13 protein-coding genes and 1 pseudogene are annotated in these 20225 nt (G+C 72.4%); 11 read left to right on the forward strand and 3 right to left on the reverse strand.

What is annotated here, in order from left to right:
- Positions 1-220: 220 nt before the first annotated feature.
- Both ACFVVO_RS08750 and ACFVVO_RS08755 read left to right on the forward strand, forming a co-directional pair.
- Positions 221-2983 (forward strand): DEAD/DEAH box helicase, encoded by a 2763-nt coding sequence (locus tag ACFVVO_RS08750; protein ID WP_390053378.1) that lies wholly within the window; start codon positions 221-223, stop codon positions 2981-2983.
- On the forward strand, positions 2980-4341 hold the full coding sequence (locus tag ACFVVO_RS08755; RefSeq protein ID WP_390052985.1) for an SWF or SNF family helicase: 1362 nt from the start codon (positions 2980-2982) through the stop codon (positions 4339-4341). Before ACFVVO_RS08750 ends, ACFVVO_RS08755 begins: the two co-directional genes overlap by 4 nt.
- 81 nt (positions 4342-4422) lie before the next feature.
- Here ACFVVO_RS08755 and xylA read toward each other — a convergent pair whose 3' ends face one another.
- Positions 4423-5589 (reverse strand): xylose isomerase, encoded by a 1167-nt coding sequence (gene xylA, locus ACFVVO_RS08760; protein WP_390052987.1) that lies wholly within the window; start codon positions 5587-5589, stop codon positions 4423-4425.
- A gap of 186 nt (positions 5590-5775) precedes the next feature.
- Here xylA and xylB point away from each other — a divergent pair, with 186 nt between their 5' ends.
- The 6 genes and pseudogenes from xylB to adh all read left to right on the forward strand — a co-directional run bounded on the left by xylB (position 5776) and on the right by adh (position 12753).
- A complete protein-coding gene (gene xylB / locus ACFVVO_RS08765) occupies positions 5776-7221 on the forward strand; it encodes a xylulokinase (protein ID WP_390052989.1) in 1446 nt (481 codons plus the stop codon).
- A gap of 63 nt (positions 7222-7284) precedes the next feature.
- Positions 7285-8508 (forward strand): ROK family protein, encoded by a 1224-nt coding sequence (locus ACFVVO_RS08770; protein ID WP_390052990.1) that lies wholly within the window; start codon positions 7285-7287, stop codon positions 8506-8508.
- Between the two features lie 372 nt (positions 8509-8880).
- A pseudogene (locus ACFVVO_RS08775) lies at positions 8881-9057 on the forward strand (acetamidase); the annotation flags it as partial.
- 112 nt (positions 9058-9169) lie between these two features.
- Complete coding sequence (locus ACFVVO_RS08780; protein ID WP_390052992.1) at positions 9170-9772, forward strand: N-acetylmuramoyl-L-alanine amidase; 603 nt, start codon at positions 9170-9172, stop codon at positions 9770-9772.
- 78 nt (positions 9773-9850) lie between these two features.
- Positions 9851-11173, forward strand: coding sequence for a GAF domain-containing protein (locus tag ACFVVO_RS08785; RefSeq protein ID WP_390052993.1), 1323 nt, complete (start codon positions 9851-9853; stop codon positions 11171-11173).
- Positions 11174-11229: 56 nt separating this feature from the next.
- Entirely contained in the window at positions 11230-12753 is a 1524-nt protein-coding gene (gene adh, locus ACFVVO_RS08790; RefSeq protein ID WP_390052995.1) for an aldehyde dehydrogenase, read from the forward strand.
- A 220-nt stretch (positions 12754-12973) separates the two neighbouring features.
- Here adh and ACFVVO_RS08795 read toward each other — a convergent pair whose 3' ends face one another.
- Positions 12974-13441, reverse strand: a complete 468-nt coding sequence (locus tag ACFVVO_RS08795; RefSeq protein WP_390052997.1) for an RHS repeat domain-containing protein — start codon at positions 13439-13441, stop codon at positions 12974-12976.
- Between ACFVVO_RS08795 and ACFVVO_RS08800 the strand changes: the two genes are divergently transcribed.
- From ACFVVO_RS08800 to ACFVVO_RS08810, 3 genes are all read left to right on the forward strand, one after another.
- Complete coding sequence (locus ACFVVO_RS08800; RefSeq protein WP_390052999.1) at positions 13395-14615, forward strand: metallophosphoesterase; 1221 nt, start codon at positions 13395-13397, stop codon at positions 14613-14615. The two genes, ACFVVO_RS08795 and ACFVVO_RS08800, sit on opposite strands and share 47 nt — an antisense overlap.
- 720 nt (positions 14616-15335) lie before the next feature.
- Positions 15336-15872, forward strand: a complete 537-nt coding sequence (locus ACFVVO_RS08805; RefSeq protein WP_390053001.1) for a DUF485 domain-containing protein — start codon at positions 15336-15338, stop codon at positions 15870-15872.
- Positions 15869-17485 carry a cation acetate symporter gene (locus tag ACFVVO_RS08810; RefSeq protein ID WP_390053003.1) on the forward strand — a complete coding sequence of 539 codons (1617 nt, stop codon included), beginning with the start codon at positions 15869-15871 and terminating at the stop codon, positions 17483-17485. The genes ACFVVO_RS08805 and ACFVVO_RS08810 overlap by 4 nt, the downstream gene beginning before the upstream one ends.
- Before the next feature lie 303 nt (positions 17486-17788).
- On the opposite strand, the gene ACFVVO_RS08815 is transcribed toward ACFVVO_RS08810, so the two are convergent.
- Complete coding sequence (locus tag ACFVVO_RS08815; RefSeq protein WP_390053005.1) at positions 17789-20221, reverse strand: SpoIIE family protein phosphatase; 2433 nt, start codon at positions 20219-20221, stop codon at positions 17789-17791.
- Between the last annotated feature and the right edge of the window lie 4 nt (positions 20222-20225).

Raw genomic sequence — 20225 nt, forward strand, 5'->3', positions numbered from 1 at the left:
AACCCTTGGGCGTGCTGTACCCTCGGCGACTTCGAATCGGTAGTCAAATTTGAGGAGCGCGGGCAGAGTCGTGCAGAGGATCTCCACCGCACCACCCCCCGAACCGTCCGAGCAGCCCGAACCGTCCGATGCGACCGAGCCGTCCGCGCTCCCCGGCCCCTCCGAGCTGAACCGCTGCTGCGCGGTCTTCGTCCCGTCCGACCCGCCCCGCACCGGGACGATGGCCTTCTGGCGGCCTGACGGCGAAGCTCTCCCCGCCGTCGCCCAAGGATCCGTCGCGGAGCTGGACCTGGTGCTGCCCGCACCGGACGGCTACGTACAGCGGGTGCGGCTGCCCGCCGTACTGCTGCCGGTCCGGGCGGCCCTCCCGGTGCTCGCCCGGCCGATGCAGGACGGGCGACACCGGGCCGTCGAGTTCTGGGGCACGGCAGGCCTGCTCGCCCTGCGGTTCCTTGCGCGCGGTCTGCTCCTGCCCGGCCTGTCGCCGACCGATCACGACACCTGGCGGGTAGGACCGCTGTCCGCGCGCGATGCCGAGCTGGTCCGTGAACTCGCCGCCGCCATGCCCCCGGAGGCCCACGCCACGCCTCTCGCGCTGGACGGCCGGCCACGGCTGCCGGACCCGGAACGGCTGTTGCGCTCCTTCCTGGACGCGGTCGCCGACACCCTCCCCCGCTCCCCCGCCGCCGCGCTCGTGACGGGCGGCGCCGCGTTCGCCGCGCCGGAGCCCCAGCACCTGCCCGGCCTCCGCGGGTGGGCCGACGACATCGCCGCCGGCCACGACACGGGTGTTCGGCTTTCGTTGCGGGTGGAGGCGCCCGGCCTCCACGACGCCACCGGCGAGGGCCACGCTCCCGTGCGGTTCCGTGCGGTGCTCCAGGTGCACAGCGCGAGCGGGACGGTGGATGTCGCGGACGCCGCCGAGCTCTGGTCCGGCCCGGCGGCCACTCGGGAGGCGTTGGGACCGCGCGCGCGAGCGGACACTCTGCTGGCCCTGCGCAGGGCGGTCCGGGCATGGCCGCCGCTGACTCCGCTGCTCACCGCCGCCGTTCCCGACGTGGTGCACCTCGCCGACGACGAGATCGCCGACCTCCTGGGTGGGGGTGCCCCGGCTCTGGCCGCCGCCGGCGTCGACGTGCACTGGCCGAAGGACCTGTCCCGCGGGCTGACCGCGCACGCCTCCGTCGGCCCGCCGGACGGGCAGGCCGAGGCGCGGCCGTCGTCGCTCCTGGCGGATGCCCGGTCGGTGTTCCGGTGGTCGTTCGCGCTGGGCGGGCGCGAGCTGTCGCGGGAGGAACTGGACCTGCTGGCGGAGGCCAAACGTCCCCTGGTCCGGCTGCGCGACCGCTGGGTGCTCGTCGACCCCCGCGAGGCGGACCGCGCGCGCGGCCGCGAGGATCGTTCCGTCACCCCGGTCGAAGCCCTGGCCGCCGCCCTGACGGGCTCCGCCGAGGCCGACGGCCTCCGGGTCGACGTACGGCCCACGGGGTGGCTGGCGCAGCTCCGGGAGCGGCTCGCGGACCCGGAGGCCGCCGAGCCGGTCGCCGCGCCGCCGGGGCTCGCCGCCACCCTGCGCGACTACCAGCTGCGCGGCCTGGGCTGGCTCGCCCGGACGACGGCCCTCGGACTGGGCTGCTGTCTGGCCGACGACATGGGGCTGGGAAAGACGGTCACGCTGATCGCGCTCCATCTGCACCGGCAGGCGGACCCCTCTTCGGCCGGTCCCACGCTGGTGATCTGCCCGGCCTCCCTGCTCGGCAACTGGCAGCGCGAGATCGAGAGGTTCGCGCCCGGTGTCCCGGTGCGCCGGTTCCACGGCCCCGGGCGCGGTCTCGGATCCGTGGCGAACGGCGAGTTCGTGCTCACCACCTACGGCACGATGCGCCTGGACACCGAACGGCTCGCCGGGGTGCCCTGGGGCGTGGTCGTCGCCGACGAGGCACAGCACGTGAAGAACCCCTACGCGGCGACCGCGCGCGCACTGCGCTCCATCGGCACACGCGCGCGCGTGGCGCTGACCGGCACACCGGTGGAGAACGACCTCACGGAACTGTGGGCGATCCTCGACTGGACCACCCCGGGGCTGCTCGGCCGCCTCGGCACCTTCCGCGCGCGGTACGCGCGGCCCGTCGAGGGCGGCGGGGACCCCGCCGCGGCGGAGCGTCTGGCACGGCTCGTGCGGCCGTTCCTGCTGCGGCGCCGCAAGTCCGACCCGGGCATCGCGCCGGAACTGCCGCCGAAGACCGAGACCGACCATCCGGTGGCACTGACGCACGAGCAGACCGGCCTCTACGAGGCGCTCGTCCGCGAGACCCTCGGCCTGATCGCGGACGCCGACGGCATGGCCCGCCGGGGCCTCATCGTGAAGCTGCTGACCGGGCTGAAGCAGATCTGCAACCACCCGGCACAGTTTCTCAAGGAGGACGATCCGGGACGCGCGGGACGCTCCGGCAAGCTGGAGCTGCTGGACGAACTCCTCGACACCATCCTGGCCGAGCGCTCGGGGGTGCTGGTCTTCACGCAGTACGTGCGCATGGCCCGTCTGCTCGAACGGCACCTCACGGCCCGTGGAGTCCCCTCGCAGCTACTGCACGGCGGTACCCCCGTCGCAGAGCGCGAGACGCTGGTGCGCCGCTTCCAGGACGGCGAGGTGCCGGTCTTCCTCCTGTCGCTGAAGGCGGCGGGGACGGGCCTGAACCTCACTCGGGCCGATCATGTGGTGCACTACGACCGCTGGTGGAACCCGGCGGTCGAGGCCCAGGCCACCGATCGGGCGTACCGCATCGGGCAGACCCGCCCGGTGCAGGTGCACCGGCTGATCGCCGAGGGAACCGTCGAGGACCGCATCGCGGAGATGCTCGGGCGCAAGCGCGCACTGGCGGACGCGGTGCTCGGCACCGGCGGGGCCGCGCCGGCGGAACCGACGGAGCTGACGGACGCGGAACTCACCGCGCTGGTGGAACTGCGCGGGGAGGCGTGGTGAGCCGTTACGAGCACGGGCACGAAGGCGGCCCGGAGCGCACGTTCGCCGCGTTGCCGCCCGCGCGCGGGCGGGGGTTCGCGCGGACCTGGTGGGGCGGCGCCTGGCTGGCGGCGCTGGAGGACGCGGCACTGGAGGCCACCGCCGTGAAGGCGGGGCGCCGGCTCGCGCGCGCGGGCGAGGTGGGCGCGGTGACCGTCCGGCCGGGCCGGGTGACCGCCGTCGTCCGGGAGCCGAAGGGCGCGGCGCACCGGGCCGACGTTTTGCTGCCCGTGCTGTCCGAGCGGGAGTGGGCGAGTTTCGTGGAGCTGGCCGTTGAGCAGGCGGGACACCTGGCCGCGCTCCTCGACGGGGACCTGCCGTCGCACCTGATCGAGGACGCGGCGATCAGAGGGATCGAGCTGCTGCCCGGCCTCGGCGAGCTGGAACCCGAGTGCGACTGCGGCGCGTGGGACCACTGCGGGCACACCGCCGCCCTGTGCCATCAGGTGGCACGGCTGCTGGACGAGGATCCGTTCGTGCTGCTGCTGATGCGCGGCCGGGGAGAGAGCACGTTCCTGCGGGAACTGCACCAGCGGAGCACCGCGCCCCCGGACGAGCCGGCGGAGCCGGGAGAGCCGTACGAGGCCGAGGGCGTGGATGCCGCGGAGGCGTGGGCGGCCGCGGACATCCTCCCCGCGCTCCCCGCGCTGCCCGCCGTCCCTGAGGCGCCCGGCGGACCACCGTCCTACGACGCCGGGACGGCACCGACGCCGGCACCGGATTCCGCGGCACTGCGGTACCTGGCCGGGAAGACGGCCCAGGAGGCCCACCGGCTGCTGGGGCAGGCGCTCGGCGACGGTGGTCCCGGGGAGCGGGATCACCGGGCGCTGACGGCGGCCGAGGACGTCGTACGGCTCGCCGACGGTGCGGTTCCCGATGCCGTGACCGAGCGGCTCGCCGACGGATCGGGGCGGGGCCGCGAGGGGCTGGCGACGGCCGTTCGCGCCTGGCGCCTGGGAGGGGCCCCGGCCCTGGCCGTGCTCGACGAGGAGTGGCAGGTCCAGGACGCGACGCTCGCACGCGCGCGTGCGGCCCTGGACGCGGCCTGGGAGGCGGACGAACGGCCGTCGTTCCGGCGGGGCGGCAACCGGTGGACGGTCCCGGACGAAGAGGTACAGCTGCGCCTCGGGCCGGACGGCCGCTGGTGGCCGTACCGGGCGGACGGCGGCCACTGGCTTCCGGCGGGCGCCCCCGACCGGAACCCGGCGACAGCGCTCGCGACGGCACGACTGAGCCCGGAGGCCCGGACACCACGGGCGCCTGACGGCCGTCACGAGCAGCGGGACGGCTCGTGGGCAGCGGGATCAAGGCGTACCTGAACGGTGTCCACCGGCCGGGCCGCCGGGGCATTCCGAAGCCGCCCGGCGAATTCGGAATGCCCCCCGGGCGGGAATCAGGGCTCAGCCCCGGGCGCCCAGCAGGTGGTCCATGGCCAGCTGGTCGAGATGCTCGAAGCCCATGCCGCGCGCGGCGGCCGCCTCCACGTCGAAGTCCTCGAAGGCCGCGCGGTCGGCGAGCAGGCCCTGCAGGCCGTCCGCCGCGGTCGGCTGGGCCAGCTCGTCCAGCCGCGAGGCGCGCAGCGCGTCCTGGACCTCCGGGTCGGCACGGAACGCGGCGGCACGCTCCTTCAGGATGAGGTAGTTGCGCATGCAGCCGGCCGCCGACGCCCACACGCCGTCGAGGTCCTCGGTCCGCGGCGGCTTGAAGTCGAAGTGGCGGGGCCCTTCGTAACCCGCGCTCTCCAGCAGGTCGACGAGCCAGAAGGCGGCCCGCAGGTCACCGGCGCCGAACCTCAGGTCCTGGTCGTACTTGATGCCGGACTGGCCGTTGAGGTCGATGTGGAAGAGCTTGCCCGCCCACAGGGCCTGCGCGATGCCGTGCGGGAAGTTCAGCCCGGCCATCTGCTCGTGGCCCACCTCGGGGTTGACGCCGTACAGCTCGGGGCGCTCCAGGCGCTCGATGAAGGCCAGCGCGTGGCCGACCGTGGGGAGCAGGATGTCGCCGCGCGGCTCGTTGGGCTTGGGCTCGATGGCGAACCGGAGGTCGTACCCCTGCGAGGTGACGTACTCGCCGAGAAGGTCGAAGGCCTCCTTCATGCGGTCGAGGGCGGCGCGGACGTCCTTGGCGGCGCCGGACTCGGCGCCCTCGCGGCCGCCCCAGGCGACGTACGTCCTCGCGCCCAGTTCGGCGGCGAGGTCGATGTTGCGGATCGTCTTGCGCAGGGCGTAGCGGCGGACGTCGCGGTCGTTGGCGGTGAACGCGCCGTCCTTGAAGACGGGGTGGGTGAAGAGGTTGGTGGTGGCCATCGGCACGGTCATGCCGGTGGCGTCCAGGGCCTGGCGGAAGCGCTTGATGCGGGACTCGCGCTCGATATCCGAGGACCCGAAGGGGATCAGGTCGTCGTCGTGGAAGGTCACTCCGTGGGCGCCGAGCTCCGCCAGGCGCCGCACCGTCTCGACCGGGTCGAGGGCGCGGCGGGTGGCGTCGCCGAACGGGTCCCTGCCCTGCCAGCCAACGGTCCACAGGCCGAAGGTGAACCTGTCCTCGGGGGTGGGCTGGTAGCTCATGCCGCGTCTCCTTAGCTTGGTACGACTATTTCGTCATGGCCGTTTACAAATTAGTATGCGCACGCACCTCTGGGAAGAAGCAAGGTGTGTCCTCGACGGCGAGGGATCCATTCCACCGCCGCCGCGGACGGATGTCCTGCCGGGTCACAGCACGTCCCGCGGAGCCGCGGAAAGAGGGAGAGCCCCATGTCAGCAGCCGAGGGTCCGCTCGTCGTGGGCGTGGACACCTCCACCCAGTCCACGAAGGCGCTGGTAGTCGACTCGGCCACCGGCGAGGTGGTGGCGAGCGGCCAGGCGCCGCACACCGTGTCGTCGGGGGCGGGCCGGGAGAGTGATCCGCGCCAGTGGTGGGACGCGCTGCGCGAGGCGCTGCGCCAGTGCGGCGAGCCTGCTCACGAGGCCGCCGCGGTGTCGATCGGCGGCCAGCAGCACGGCCTGGTCACGCTGGACGAGCGGGGCGAACCGGTGCGTCCCGCACTGCTCTGGAACGACGTCCGCTCGGCGCCGCAGGCCCGTCGGCTCGTGGAGGAGCTGGGCGGCCCGAAGGCCTGGGCGGAGCGGACCGGCAGTGTGCCCGGGGCGTCGTTCACGGTGACGAAGTGGGCCTGGCTGGCCGAGCACGAGCCGGAGGCCGTCCGTGCCACCAGGGCCGTACGGCTCCCCCACGACTACCTCACCGAGCGGCTGACCGGACAGGGCACGACCGACCGCGGCGACGCGTCCGGCACTGGCTGGTGGGCCGCCGGCACGGAGGCGTACGACGAGGAGACGCTGGCCCATGTGGGGCTCGACCCGGCGCTGCTGCCCCGGGTGGTGCGGCCCGGCGAGGTGGCCGGCACCGTGCGCGACGGCCACGATCTGCCGTTCTCCAAGGGCACTCTGGTGGCACCGGGCACGGGTGACAACGCCGCCGCCGCGCTGGGTCTCGGGCTGAGGCCGGGCACGCCGGTGCTGAGCCTCGGCACGTCGGGCACCGTGTACGCGGTCGCCAGGCGCCGCCCCGCCGATCCGACGGGCACGGTGGCCGGCTTCGCTGACGCGCACGGGGACTGGCTGCCACTCGCGTGCACGCTGAACTGCACCCTCGCCGTGGACCGCGTCGCGGCACTGCTGGGCCTGGACCGCGAGGCCGTGGAGGCCGGCACCTCCGTCACCCTGCTGCCGTACCTGGACGGTGAGCGCACCCCGAACCTCCCCCACGCCTCCGGCCTGCTGCACGGGCTGCGTCACGACACGACGGCCGGCCAGTTGCTGCAGGCGGCCTACGACGGCGCGGTGCACGCCCTGCTCGGCGCGCTCGAGCTGGTCCTGGACGAGGACGCGGACCGCAGCACGCCGCTGCTGCTGATCGGCGGCGGGGCCCGGGGCACCGCCTGGCAGCAGACGGTACGGCGGCTGTCGGGGCGGCCGGTCCAGGTTCCCCGGGCGGGCGAACTGGTCGCCCTGGGGGCCGCCGCACAGGCCGCCGGCCTGCTGACCGGTGAGGATCCGGGTGCGGTGGCACGCCGCTGGAACACGGCCGCCGGCCCGGTGCTGGAGGCCGTGGAGCGGGACGAGGCGACGCTGGCGCGGATCAGCGGGGTACTCTCCGACGCGGCCCCGCTGCTGGAGCGGGGGACGGAATCGAACTGAGCCCGCGCCCGGCCCCGGGCGTGGGGCCGGGTCCGCCGCAGACACCGAGGACTGACGAAGGGCATGACCGCACCACTGCACGAGGGCCGCTCGCGCGGTACCGGACGCTCCCTGCCGGACACCCAGCAGGGCATGCGCCGGCGCAACCTCGCCCGGGTGATGCATGCCGTCAGCGCGGCGGGTCCGCTGTCCCGGGCGGCGGTCGCCTCGCGCATCGGTCTGACCCGGGCCGCGGTGTCGACCCTCGTGGACGAGCTGATCCGCTGGGGGCTGCTGGAGGAACTGGGCCCTGAGCGGCCGGGCCGGGTGGGTCGCCCCGGATCGGCTCTCGCCGTGAGCGGACGCGGACCGGCCGGCATCGGGGCGGAGATCGGCGTCGACCATCTCGCGGTGTGCGCGGTCGACCTGCGCGGCACCGTCCGCGCGCGTGCCGTGCGGTACGGCGCGAACCGTGGCCGGGCCCCGAAGCCCGTGCTGGAGGAGCTGACGGAGCTGGTCGGCCGGGTCCTGGCGGAGGCCGAACGGGAAGGTCTGTGGCCCGCCGGACTCGCGGTCGCCGTGCCGGGACTCGTGGCGCGCGACGGCCGCACCGTCGTACGCGCCCCGAACCTCGACTGGCACGATGTGGACCTCGGTTCCCTGTTGCCCGGCCGGCCGCCGCTGACCGTGGACAACGAGGCCAACTTCGGTGCTCTGGCGGAGCTGTGGCTCGGCGCCGGCACACCGCGCGACTTCCTTCACGTGTCGGCCGAGATCGGCATCGGCGCCGCGGTGGTCGTGGACGGGCAGTTGCTGCGCGGCACCCGCGGTTTCGCGGGCGAGCTGGGCCACGTGCCCGTCCGCCCCGACGGACCCGCCTGCCCGTGCGGCGGGCGCGGCTGCCTGGAGCAGTACGCCGGCGAGGAGGCGGTGCTGCGCGCGGCCGGCCTCGAGCCGCGTGAGGACCTGGCCGGCCTGCTCGCGGAGCGCGCGGAAAAGGGTGACGAGGCCGTACGCCGGGCCCTGCGGGACGCAGGCACGGCCCTGGGCATAGCCCTGACCGGGGCCGTCAATCTGCTCGACCCCGAGACGGTCGTCCTGGGCGGGGCACTCGCGGGCCTCTCCCCCTGGCTGCTTCCCTCACTGGAGGCGGAGTTGACGGGCCGTACGGCCGGACCGGCCTGCCCGGTGTCCGTGTCCACGCTGGGCCCCGAGGGCCCGCTGCTGGGCGCCGCCCACTATGTCGTCCGCGCGGTGCTCGACGATCCGGCGACGGTCGCGGAACGGCCCGTGGCGGAACGGGGCTGACGGGCTGACGGGCCGACGGGCTGAGGCGGCCGGGCCGGGAAGGACCGGGGAGCCGTGGCCCGGGGCCGGGCATCTGGCCTGCGGGGCCGACCTGACGGACCGTCCCCGGCGAACCGGGTCTGACGGACCGAACCGGGCGGCCGGCCTCATCCGATCGGGTGGCCGAGTTGTCCACACAACGCGCTCTGTCCACCGATCCGCGGCGCCCTCTTCTTCCCAACTCCCCCACGCCGTACCGTGATTCGCACGAGACACAGCCGCCGGGCCTGTCCGGCGGTGCCTTCACGGCGGTGCCTCGCGTGACAAGGAACGCACACGCATCGAGTGAGGCCGGCTGACACCGGTCGCGGGAGTCACCGACATACACGGGGAGGGGTGGCCGTGGAGTGCGCACCGAACACCGTGGTGATCGTCGGCCACCTCAAGGATGCCACCACCCCTTGGCCCCGGTTGGAGTCAGACACACGGCCGATCTGGGCCGGCTCGGCGCGTCCGCTGGAGGACGCGTTCCGGATATCGCAGCTTGACCTGGTGCGGTGGCTGGTGCGCGGCACGCACGCGCGGCCGCGCGAGACCGCGCGACTCCTCCACCTCTGACATCGCGTCAGCCACCCACGGCACGGACCCCATCCCCCCACCCGCTCCCGAAAGGCAGCCGACGATGGACACGAACCGGCCCGGACTCCAGCTCAACAGGCGACGGATCCTGATGGGCGCGGCACTCGCCGCGGTCCCCTCCGCGCTGCTCCCCGACGCCCGCGCGGGTGCGCAGGCGGCCGTGGACTACCCCTCGGCCGAGTGGCAGCCGGCGATCTCCACCAACTACACGGCGTCGAACCGCCCCGGCAGCTACTCCATCGACCGGGTGATCATCCACATCACGCAGGAGACGTACAGCGACACGCTGGCCATCTTCCGCAACCCCGACAGGAAGGTGTCCGCCCACTACGTGGTCCGCTCGGCGGACGGTCACGTGGCGCAGTGCGTGCGCGAGGCCGACGTCGCCTGGCACGCGGGCAACTGGGACTACAACACGCGCAGCGTCGGCATCGAGCACGAGGGCTGGGTGGACCAGCCGGCCTACTTCACCAACGCCCTCTACGAGCAGTCCGCGAAGCTGACGGCGGCGATCTGCTCCCACTACGGCATCCCCAAGGACAGACAGCACATCATCGGCCACTACGAGGTGCCGGGCAGCGACCACTCCGATCCCGGGCCGCTGTGGGACTGGGTGCGCTACATCAGACTGGTCAATTTCGCCTAGGCGGCTGTCGAACCGGTTGTCCCCACCAACACGTCGAGTGACGATGGTGCCAGCCGTTTCACCGTCCGGGAGGGCCAATTGACCGATCCCTGGGTGGCCCTGGAACCGGGGGCCGATCCCGCCGAGCGCGTGCGGGCGCTGCGCCGGGCACACGAGACGTTCACCACGGCGGGCACGGTGCCGCGCCCGGTGCGCTCGGTGGTGGCCGAGTCCTGGCGGCGCAGCGCGCGGGCCGGTGTGGGGCCGGACGGCACGGCGAACGTGGAGCTGACCGACGGCGACCTCGGCGCCCACCGCGCCGAGCACCCGCTGGCCCCGGTGATGCCGCTGTTCCGGGAGCTGATGGGCTCGTTCGCCGCCGACGGCGAGCATCTGCTGGCGGTGTGCGACGCGCACGGCAGACTGCTGTGGGTCGAGGGGCACCCGGCGACCCGCCGACTGGCGGACCGGATGAACTTCGTTCCGGGCGCGCTCTGGTCGGAGGCGGCGGTCGGCACCAACGCGCCGGGGACGGCCGTCGCGCTGGACCGGCCGGTGCAGGTGTTCGCGGCGGAGCACTTCATACGGCGGGTGCAGCCGTGGACCTGCGCGGCCGCGCCGGTCCACGACCCGCACACCGGGCGGGTCCTGGGCGCCGTCGACATCACCGGCGGCGACGGGCTGGCGCACCCGCACAGTCTGGGCTTCGTGCAGGCGGTGGCCCGGGCCGCCGAGTCGCAGCTCGCGCTGCTGGCGCCGCCCCGGCACGCCGAGGACACGGCCCTGCTCAGTGCGCTGGGCCGGGACGAGGCCGAACTCCGCCTGGGCGGACGGCGGCTCCGGCTCGGCCGCCGGCACAGCGAGATCCTCGTGCTGCTGGGCCGCCATCCCGAGGGGCTGACCGGAGACGAACTGCTCTGCGCGCTGTACGAGGACGAGGCGGTGACCCCGGTGACGCTGCGTGCCGAGCTGGCGCGACTGCGCCGCCTGATCGGGCCCGGACTGCTCGCTTCACGGCCGTACCGACTGACGGTGCCGGTGGAGTGCGACGTCACCGTGGTGGAGCGGCGGCTGGAGGCGGGCGCGCTGACCGGGGCGGTGGCGGCGTACACCGGTCCGCTGCTGCCGGGTTCGCAGGCCCCGGCGGTCGTACGGCTCAGGTGGCGCCTCGCCGAGGGGATGCGGTCGGCGCTGATCGCCCACCGCGACCCCGATCTGCTCGCCGGCTGGGCGCGCGCTCCGTGGGGCGAGGACGACCTGGAGGTGTGGCGGGCCCTGGCGGCGGTGCGGCCCTCGCCATCGGTACGGGCGCGGCTCGCGGCGCTGGAGGGCGAGCTGGCCCTCCCGGCACCCCCACCCCGCCGGGCGCCCGCGCCGCCGCCGGGCCGCGGCGCAACGTACTCGCAACGTCCGCGCGCCTAGCCTCGCGCCGAGAGCTGCCCAACGGCGGGCAGCGCTTCACCGGGAGGCAGACCAGCATGACCCGTTACGCGGCGCCCGGCTCCGAGGGCGCGATCGTCTCCTACCAGGCGCGCTACGACCACTTCATCGGCGGCGAGTACGTGCCGCCGGTGCGCGGGCAGTACTTCGAGAATCCGTCACCGGTCAACGGGCAGCCGTTCACCGAGATCGCGCGCGGCACGGCGGAGGACGTCGAACGAGCGCTGGACGCGGCACACGCGGCCGCGCCCGGATGGGGCCGCACGGCGGTGGCGGAACGCTCCGAGGTCCTGCTGCGGATCGCCGACCGCATGCAGGCGAACCTCGAGGCTCTCGCGGTGGCCGAGAGCTGGGAGAACGGGAAGCCGGTGCGTGAGACGCTGGCTGCGGACATCCCGCTCGCCATCGACCACTTCCGCTATTTCGCGGGCGTCATCCGGGCGCAGGAGGGCTCGCTGAGCGAGGTCGACGACGACACGGTGGCGTACCACTTCCACGAGCCACTCGGCGTGGTCGCGCAGATCATCCCGTGGAACTTCCCGATTCTGATGGCCGCCTGGAAGCTCGCGCCGGCGCTCGCCGCGGGCAACGCGGTCGTCCTCAAGCCGGCCGAGCAGACCCCGGCGTCCATCCACTACTGGGTGAGCCTGATCGCCGACCTGCTGCCGCCGGGCGTGCTCAACATCGTCAACGGCTTCGGCGCGGAGGCGGGCAAGCCGCTGGCCTCCAGTCCGCGGGTGGCGAAGGTGGCGTTCACCGGGGAGACCACGACCGGGCGGCTGATCATGCAGTACGCCTCGGAGAACATCAAGCCCGTCACGCTGGAACTCGGCGGCAAGTCCCCGAACATCTTCTTCGACGACGTCTGGGCGCACGACGACGACTTCCGGGACAAGGCGCTCGAGGGCTTCACCATGTTCGCGCTCAACCAGGGAGAGGTGTGCACCTGCCCCTCCCGGGCGCTCGTCCAGCGTGGCAACTACGCCGAGTTCCTGGAGGCGGCCGTGGCCCGCACCCGGCTGATCAAGCCGGGGCACCCGCTCGACACCGACACGATGATCGGCGCACAGGCCTCCAACGACCAACTGGAGAAGATCCTCTCCTACCTGGACATCGGCCGGCAGGAGGGCGCCAAGGTCCTCACCGGTGGCGAACGCGTCGAGTACGACGGCGAACTGAAGGGCGGCTACTACGTCCAGCCGACGATCTTCGAGGGCGACAACCGCATGCGGGTCTTCCAGGAGGAGATCTTCGGACCGGTCGTCTCGGTGGCCTCCTTCGACGACTTCGACGACGCCATCAAGATCGCGAACGACAGCCTGTACGGCCTGGGCGCGGGCGTATGGACCCGCGACGTCAACACCGCCTACCGCGCGGGCCGCGCGATCCAGGCGGGCCGCGTATGGACGAACTGCTACCACGCCTACCCGGCTCACGCCGCGTTCGGCGGCTACAAGCAGTCCGGAATCGGCCGCGAGACGCACAGGATGATGCTCGACCACTACCAGCAGACGAAGAACCTGCTCGTGTCGTACTCGCCGAAGAAGCTGGGCTTCTTCTAGAGCCCGAAGTCGGTTGCCTGGAGGTCTCGTTGCGCTCCAGGCAACCCGATACGGGAGTCACTCTCCGCGACCAACGCGATTCCTCGCGTCACTGTCCGAACTCCAAGTGAATCCGTCACGGACCAGTCACGGACCAAACGGCGTACCCGACCCGCGTTCGCCTTCCGTCCGGTACTGGAACCACTCGATCTGACCGAAGGCGACCCTGGATCGTCGAGGGTCAGGCCGACGCCTGAGGCCTTCGATCCATGATGGTGATCGCGGCCCCGGCATGCCGGGTCGTCTCCTGGCCGACCGGCTCGTACGCGATGTCGATCGTGCGGCCGGCGGTCGTCAGCCGAGTCGGATTGCCCGCAGCGTCGTAGGACCACTCGCTGGTGGCGCCGTTCGGGGCGGTGCGGTGGGTACGGCGACCAGCGGGTCGTAACTTCCGGAGATGGAACGGCCGTTGACGGTCCCGGACAGCAGACGCCCATGGGGGTCGTGACGCTGATCGCCGTGCGCCGGGGGCGACGGCCTGGATGAGCCGACCCGACAGAACCCTTCGCCCCGAGGGACCGCGCCTATGAACGCCCGTTCGGCCGGCCCGAGGACGACCGGATACAGTGCGCGAGACGGCTGCCTGGTGAGGGAGGGGAAGCGTGACCGACACCAGCAACACCCGACCCGCCGAGGTTGAACCGCGCACACCGCGGCAGGGCCGACTGCACCGCCTGATGCGCTACATCCCCCTGATCGCCCCCGTCCTGCTGTGGGCCGTGCCCTGCTGGGTGCTCCTGCACACCGGCCAGCACTGGCCACTGCCCGTCACGCTGGTCGGCACCGCCCTGTTCGCCCTCGGCCTCATATGTATGCCGCTCGCGATGGTGCGCGGCCACGGCCGGCACCAGCAGGACCGGGCGGCGATCGTCGGTGGCACCCTGCTGGGCACCAGCTGGGTTCTGTTCACCTGGTCCGTTCTGCTCTGCGTCCTCTTGCGGCTCGCCCTGACCGTGGCCGGCGTCGGCGAGAGTCAGGACCGGGCCCGAGTCGTCACGTGGGCCGTCCTCGGCGTAACCGCCGTACTACTCGCCTGGGGGTATGCCGAGGCCCGCCGCGTGCCACGCGTGCGCCGACTCGATGTGCAACTCCCGCGGCTGGGTGCCGGGTTGGACGGCATCCGCGTCGTCCTCATCACCGACACGCACTACGGCCCACTCGACCGCACGCGCTGGTCGGCGCGGGTGTGCGAGACGGTGAACACTCTGGAAGCCGACCTGGTCTGCCACACCGGCGACATCGCGGACGGCACGGCCGAACGCCGCCGCGCCCAGGCCGTCCCACTCGGTACCGTGCGAGCCAGCCGGGCCCGTGTATACGTCACCGGCAACCACGAGTACTACAGCGAGGCCCAGGGCTGGGTCGACCTGATGGACGAGCTGGGCTGGGAACCGCTGCGCAACCGCCATCTGCTGCTCGAACGCGGCGGCGACACCCTCGTGGTCGCCGGCGTGGACGACGTCACCGCCGAATCCTCCGGCCTGGCAGGCCACCGCGCCCACCTCGCCGGAGCCTTGAACGGCGCCGACCCCGACCTACCCGTCCTGCTCCTGGCACACCAGCCCAAGTTCGTCGACCGGGCGGCAGCCGACGGCATCGACCTCCAACTCTCCGGCCACACCCACGGCGGCCAGATCTGGCCCTTCCACCACCTGGTCCGCATCGACCAGCCCGCCCTCGCCGGCCTCAGCCACCACGGCACCCGCACCCTCCTCTACACCAGCCGCGGCACCGGCTTCTGGGGCCCGCCGTTCCGCATCTTCGCCCCCAGCGAGATCACCCTGCTCGTGCTCCGCTCCCCGCTCGTGCCCACCTCGCCGTAGCACTGGGCGGGCACATCCGCTTGGAGCTGTCCACGAGCTGCGGGGTGCGGCGTCGGCAGATGACCAGGCTCGTCCCGCTGAGGACAGGATCCGGACCATTCCCGGGCGGACGGCTTCTTTGTAGCCACTCCTCCAAGAAGCTCGGGGTCTTCCAGAGCGGTCAAGTTGGGCGCCTAGGGGGTACACGCCCTCCTGGCGCCCTTCCGGAAGCAGGCACCGTTCGACGTTGATCGAACGCCCGCAGAAGGTCATGGCGGCCGCGTGGATGTCGTCCTGCGGCAGCTGGGGATCCAGGCAGGGAGCCGACCCACCCGTGCACCCGACATCGCGGATGGCGGCACAGCGGAGGCGCACGAAGTCGTGAGGCTGTCGTGATGCCCGGTCGTAGCGGGCCGGGTGACCGGGGATCTGGTTGCACCGGACCGGACCGGACCGGGTCCGTGTGCGTACGCAGCACGTTGTAGGGCGCCTGCGGGAACAGGCCGCCCGTGAGCCGCTGAGCGTGCTCGCGCAGGGCGGCGAGGTGGCCGACCGACTCATGCGCCCATGGACCTGGGGTCCCGGGGTCATGGACCGCCGTCGGCCGGATGCCGCATCGAGCTGAAAACGTGACTCTCAGCAGGCTTATCAGGCATTCCAACCAGTCGGTATCGTGCGCCGACCATACCGAAGCCTCCCCGCCACCTCCCACGGATCCGCGCCACACCGGAAGGCCATGCGATGACACACCCCGACGACAACCGGTACCCACCGCCTGCATCGCCGGAATGGCCGCAGCGGCCGACCCAGCCCCATGGCTACACCCCTCGGCGGGCGTCGTACGGGCGGGACCCATGGCAGGAGTCGTACGGACACGACGTCCCGCAGGACAACTCGTATGGATACGACGCCCCCTCGTACGACCCGTACGGACAAACCGCCTGGCGCCCACCGCACGCGCACGATCCCCATCCGCACGATGCCGACCTCGCCGCCCTCCGCTCGGCCTACCAAGTGCTCCGCCGGGTCTCCACGCTCACCGCGCTCGGCTCTTTCGTGGTGTATGTGGTGCTGTCCTGCTGTGCGCCGGACCTGATGGCCTCCAAGATCGCCGGGGAGCTGAGTCTGGGCATGGGCCTGGGGATCTTCCAGCTCGCCGTCACCTTCGCGGCCGTCCTCTGGTACGGACGCAGCGCACAACACTCCGTGGACCCGCTGGCGCGGGCCGTCAGGGAGCGAACGGTCCGCCCGAGCAGGGACACCGGGGTGGCGAGATGAACGACTTCGGCTCAGGAACGCAGGCAATCGTCCTGGTCCTGTTCAGCACCCTGGTGACGCTCACGCTGCTGATGTGTGTGATGGCCGGGCCGGACCGAGACGACCTGACGAACTTCTACACCGGCTACCTCTCGCTCACGCCCCTGAAGAACGGCCTGGCGATCGCGGGCGACTACATCTCCGCGGCTACGGTGCTGAGCACCACCGGCATCATCGCGCTCGCCGGATACGACGGCTACGTCCTGGCGGTCAGCACCGCCCTGTCGCTGGTGCTGCTGATGTTCCTGCTGGCCGAGCCGCTGCGCAACGCGGGCAGCTTCACCATGGGTGACGTCCTGGCCCGCAACATGCCCGGGCGGGCCGTCCGCATCGCCTCCTGCGTGGTGACGCTCTCGGCGACCCTCCCCTTCCTGGTCGTCCAGCTCTCCGGGGCCGGGTCGCTGCTCACCTTCATCCTGGGCATGCCGCACGAGACCGGAGCCAGGACGACGTGCATCGTCCTCATCGGCAGCCTGATGATCATCTACGCGGCGATCGGCGGGATGCGGGGCACCGCGCTCATCCAGATGATCAAGATCGTGTTCCTGCTCGGCACCAGCATCACGGTCGCCGCCCTGGTCCTCAAGCGCTTCGACTGGAGCCTGGGCGAGGTGCTCCGGGCCGCCGAGCGCGGCAGCGGAACGGGCCCGGCCTTCCTCCAGCAGGGCCTCCAACTGGGCACCTCGGCGACTCAACGGCTCGACTTCGCCAGTCTTCAGATCACCGTGATCCTCGGCGCGGCCTGCCTGCCGCACATCACGATGCGTCTGTACTCCGCGCGGGACGCGCCCGCCGTGCGCCGCTCCATGTCATGGGCCGTCGGTACGGTCACCACGTTCTGCCTTGCGGTGATCGTCATGGGTACGGGCGCGGCGGCCCTGGTGGGGGCCCAGTACATCACCGCGACCGACCCCCACGGAAGGACGTCGGTGCTCATGCTGTCCCGGACGCTCGGCGGTGGCGTCGGCTCCGCGGGCACGACGGTTCTCTACGCGGCCATGGCGGGCACGGTGTTCATCACCCTGCTGTCCTCGGTCGCGGGAATGACCCTGGCCGCGGCCTCCTCGCTCGCGCACGACCTGTTCGCCCATAGCCTGCGGCGGGAACGGGCGGCGCCACGTACGGAGATGACAGTGGCGGGGTGGGCGTGCGTGGTGGTGGGGACCGTTGCCATCCTGCTCTCCGCCCTGGTCCAGAACTGGGACGTCGGCGTACTGACCACGCTGGCGATCTGCATCGGGGCATCGGCCGTCGCCCCCGCGTTGACCTACTCCCTGTTCTGGCGAGGGTTCACGCGCACCGGACTGCTCGCCAGCCTCTACGGGGGCACGGCCTGCGCGCTGGTGCTGATGGTCTTCTCCAAGGCCGTGTCGGGCATGCCGTCCGCCGTCTTCCCGAACGCGGACTTCCACTGGTTCCCCATGCAGTCCACCGGCCTGGTGTCCATCCCGTTCGGCTATCTGGCGGGCTGGCTGGGCAGCCGTCTCGACCACCGACGCCGCGCCGCCGAGAGCCGTGAGAACCGGCGACTGTACGAGGAGAGCGAGGCACGGCTGCTCGCCGCGGCCGAATAAGCACGGCGACGGGGCGGACCGCAGCGGCCGCTGTGCCGCCGCTGCGGTCCGCCAGGAACCCAGGTCCGCGCCGCACGGCCGCTTCATGGCAGCCGTGTGCCGACCCCACCTGCCCTCATGGCATCAACCCGGGCTGAATCACGGCTCGTCGGATGTTTCCCTGGAGGCCGCCCGCGCCGGCCGCGGCCTGCCCGACGTTCTCGTGATCGCCTGGCTTCCGGAGTACGGCTCGCTCCGGCCCTGTCGCCGTACGCCCGCACCGACACTCCTGTGCCCACGGCCACCCCGGCATGGCCTGGACGGTCAGATGCGTGTGCCGGTCAGTGGTTGTTCGGTCCACACGGTCTTGCCCTCGCGGGTGTAACGGGTACCCCAGCGTTCGGCCATCTGGGCCACCAAGAACAGGCCGCGCCCGCCCTCGTCGGTGGTACGGGCGCGGCGCAGGTGTGGCGAGGTGTGGCTGGTGTCGCTGACCTCGCACACCAGAGACCGTTCACGGATCAGCCGCAGGGTCGCAGGGCCGCCGGCGTACCGGTAGACATTCGTGATCAGTTCGCTGACGATCAACTCGGTGGTGAAGGCCAAGTGCTCCAGACCCCATTCGGTCAGCTTGGCCGAGGTCAATGCCCGGGCCCGGGCGGCGCTTGCAGGCTCCGGCGGCAGGTGCCAGAAGGCGACATCGTCCGGTGACAGCATGCGGGTACGGGCGATCAGCAGAGCGACGTCGTCGCTGGGGCGCGAGGGCACGAGCGAGTCGACCACCGCTTGGCATGTTCGTTCCAGGGCGTCCGCAGGGCGGGTGAGCGCTGCGCACAGCCTGTTCAGGCCGACGTCGGCATCGATGTGGCGTTCGCCGATGACTCCGTTGGTGTAGAGGCACAGCAGGCTTCCCTCGGACAGTTCGATCTCCCGGGCCTCGAACGGCAGTCCGCCCAGGCCGAGCGGTGGACCGGCGGGCAGGTCGAGCGGAGCCGCCCGTCCGTCCGGAGCGGTCACCACCGGCGGCGGGTGACCGGCGCGGGCCACGGAGCAGCGCCGGGAGACCGGGTCGTACACGGCGTACAGGCAGGTGGCACCGACGACCTGCTCGCCCACGGGCCGTCCGTCCACTGCTTCCTGTTCGACCGCCAGCAGGTTGACCAGGTCGTCCAGGCGGGAGAGGACCTCGTCCGGCTCCAGGTCGAGGGTGGCGAGCGTATGTACGGCGGTGCGCAGCCGGCCCATGGTGGCGGCGGCATGGATGCCGCGTCCCACCACGTCACCGACGACGAGAGCGACCCGGCACCCGGACAGGGGAATGACGTCGAACCAGTCACCGCCCAGGCCCGGGGACGCACTGGCCGGCAGGTACCGCAGGGCCACCTCGACGGCCGACTGGTCCGGAACGGCCCGGGGCAGCAGGCTGCTTTGCAAGGTGTACGCGGTCTGCTGCTGCTGGGAGAAGCGCCGGGCGTTGTCGATGGCGACGGCGGCGCGCGAGGCGAGTTCCTGGGCAAGGGTGAGGTCGTCCGCCTCGAAGGGATCGGGGCGGCGCGAACGCCACAGGGTCATCACGCCCAGCACCAGGCCACGCGCGGCAAGAGGTACCGCGATCAGCGAGTGGACGCCCAGGTCCGGAGCGTGGGACCCCTGGCGGCCTCCCGTCGAGAACCAGTCGGGCGCAAGAACCGCTTCCAGGACGGGCCGGCCTTCGGCCAGGCATCTGGCCTCGGGTGTGTCGGACCCGAACTCCACCGGCTCGCCCTGCGAGTGCGGCGGACCGGGTTGCTGGGCACCGACGCTGCTGGCCCCCACCCGAACCACAGGCCCTGCCAGGGCCCGCACCGGTTCCTCACCGCGCGTCACCGTCTGAAGCAGGTCCACTGACGCATGGTCGGCGAGGTGAGGCACCATCACCTCGGCGAGTTCCCGGGCGGTCTCTGCCACGTCGAGGGTGGTTCCGATACGGCTGCCGGCCTGGTCGAGGAGCGCTAGCCGACGCTGGGCCCGATGGCGTTCGGTGATGTCCTCGATCATCTCGGCCACCCCGAGGATGCGGCCGGAGGGGTCCTCCATCCGGAAGGACGAGACCATCGCGACCCGCTCTTGAGCCGGATCCCGTTCGAGGCGGACGAACTGCTCGGAGTAGACCAACGGTCTTCCGGTCTCCATCACCCGGCGCACCCGGTCCACGGCCCTGCGTGCGTCGTCGGGGATGAGGAAGCAGCCGGTGGGCAGCCCCTGGAAGTCCGCTGCGGGGACGCCGGTGAAGCGTTCGATGGCCCGGTTGACCCGGAGAAGGGTCAGGTCGGGGCCGTGGACGACCAGGCCGATAGGGCACCGGCGGTACAACCCGTCGAGAACCGCCCGGTCTCTTTGCCATTCCAGGACGTCAACCGCGAGCGCCCCGGCGAGAACCCACTCACGGACCCCGTCATCTCGTGAGAGCGCATGGGCCCTCAGCCCCATCTCCACGAGCCGCCCGTCACGGTGCCGCAAGGTGAGCACGCCGAACCAGCCGCCGCCTCGCCTGCAGCTCGCCGCGGCCTCCGTGACGGCCGGCAGATCGCGCGGCTCGACAAGGACCTCGTACGCCGGACGACCGATCACAGCCGTGTCCGGATAGCCGAGCAGTTCCTGGGCCCGCCGGTTCCATCCGGCCACGACCCCCTGGTCGTCGAGCACCGCCAGGGCGGCGACGTGCAGGGCGAACGGATCGTCGTGGCTATCGCTGAACTCCTTCACCCGCTCCTCCACGGCT

This window comes from Streptomyces sp. NPDC058145, from assembly GCF_042884245.1.
Classification (GTDB): domain Bacteria; phylum Actinomycetota; class Actinomycetes; order Streptomycetales; family Streptomycetaceae; genus Streptomyces.

Coding starts and splice junctions, on each gene's coding strand:
- ACFVVO_RS08750 (WP_390053378.1), top strand. CDS start 221: ATGGCCTTCTGGCGGCCTGACGGCGAAGCTCTCCCCGCCGTCGCCCAA.
- xylA (WP_390052987.1), bottom strand. CDS start 5,589: ATGAGCTACCAGCCCACCCCCGAGGACAGGTTCACCTTCGGCCTGTGG.
- xylB (WP_390052989.1), top strand. CDS start 5,776: ATGTCAGCAGCCGAGGGTCCGCTCGTCGTGGGCGTGGACACCTCCACC.
- ACFVVO_RS08770 (WP_390052990.1), top strand. CDS start 7,285: ATGACCGCACCACTGCACGAGGGCCGCTCGCGCGGTACCGGACGCTCC.
- ACFVVO_RS08780 (WP_390052992.1), top strand. CDS start 9,170: ATGGACACGAACCGGCCCGGACTCCAGCTCAACAGGCGACGGATCCTG.
- adh (WP_390052995.1), top strand. CDS start 11,230: ATGACCCGTTACGCGGCGCCCGGCTCCGAGGGCGCGATCGTCTCCTAC.
- ACFVVO_RS08805 (WP_390053001.1), top strand. CDS start 15,336: ATGACACACCCCGACGACAACCGGTACCCACCGCCTGCATCGCCGGAA.
- ACFVVO_RS08810 (WP_390053003.1), top strand. CDS start 15,869: ATGAACGACTTCGGCTCAGGAACGCAGGCAATCGTCCTGGTCCTGTTC.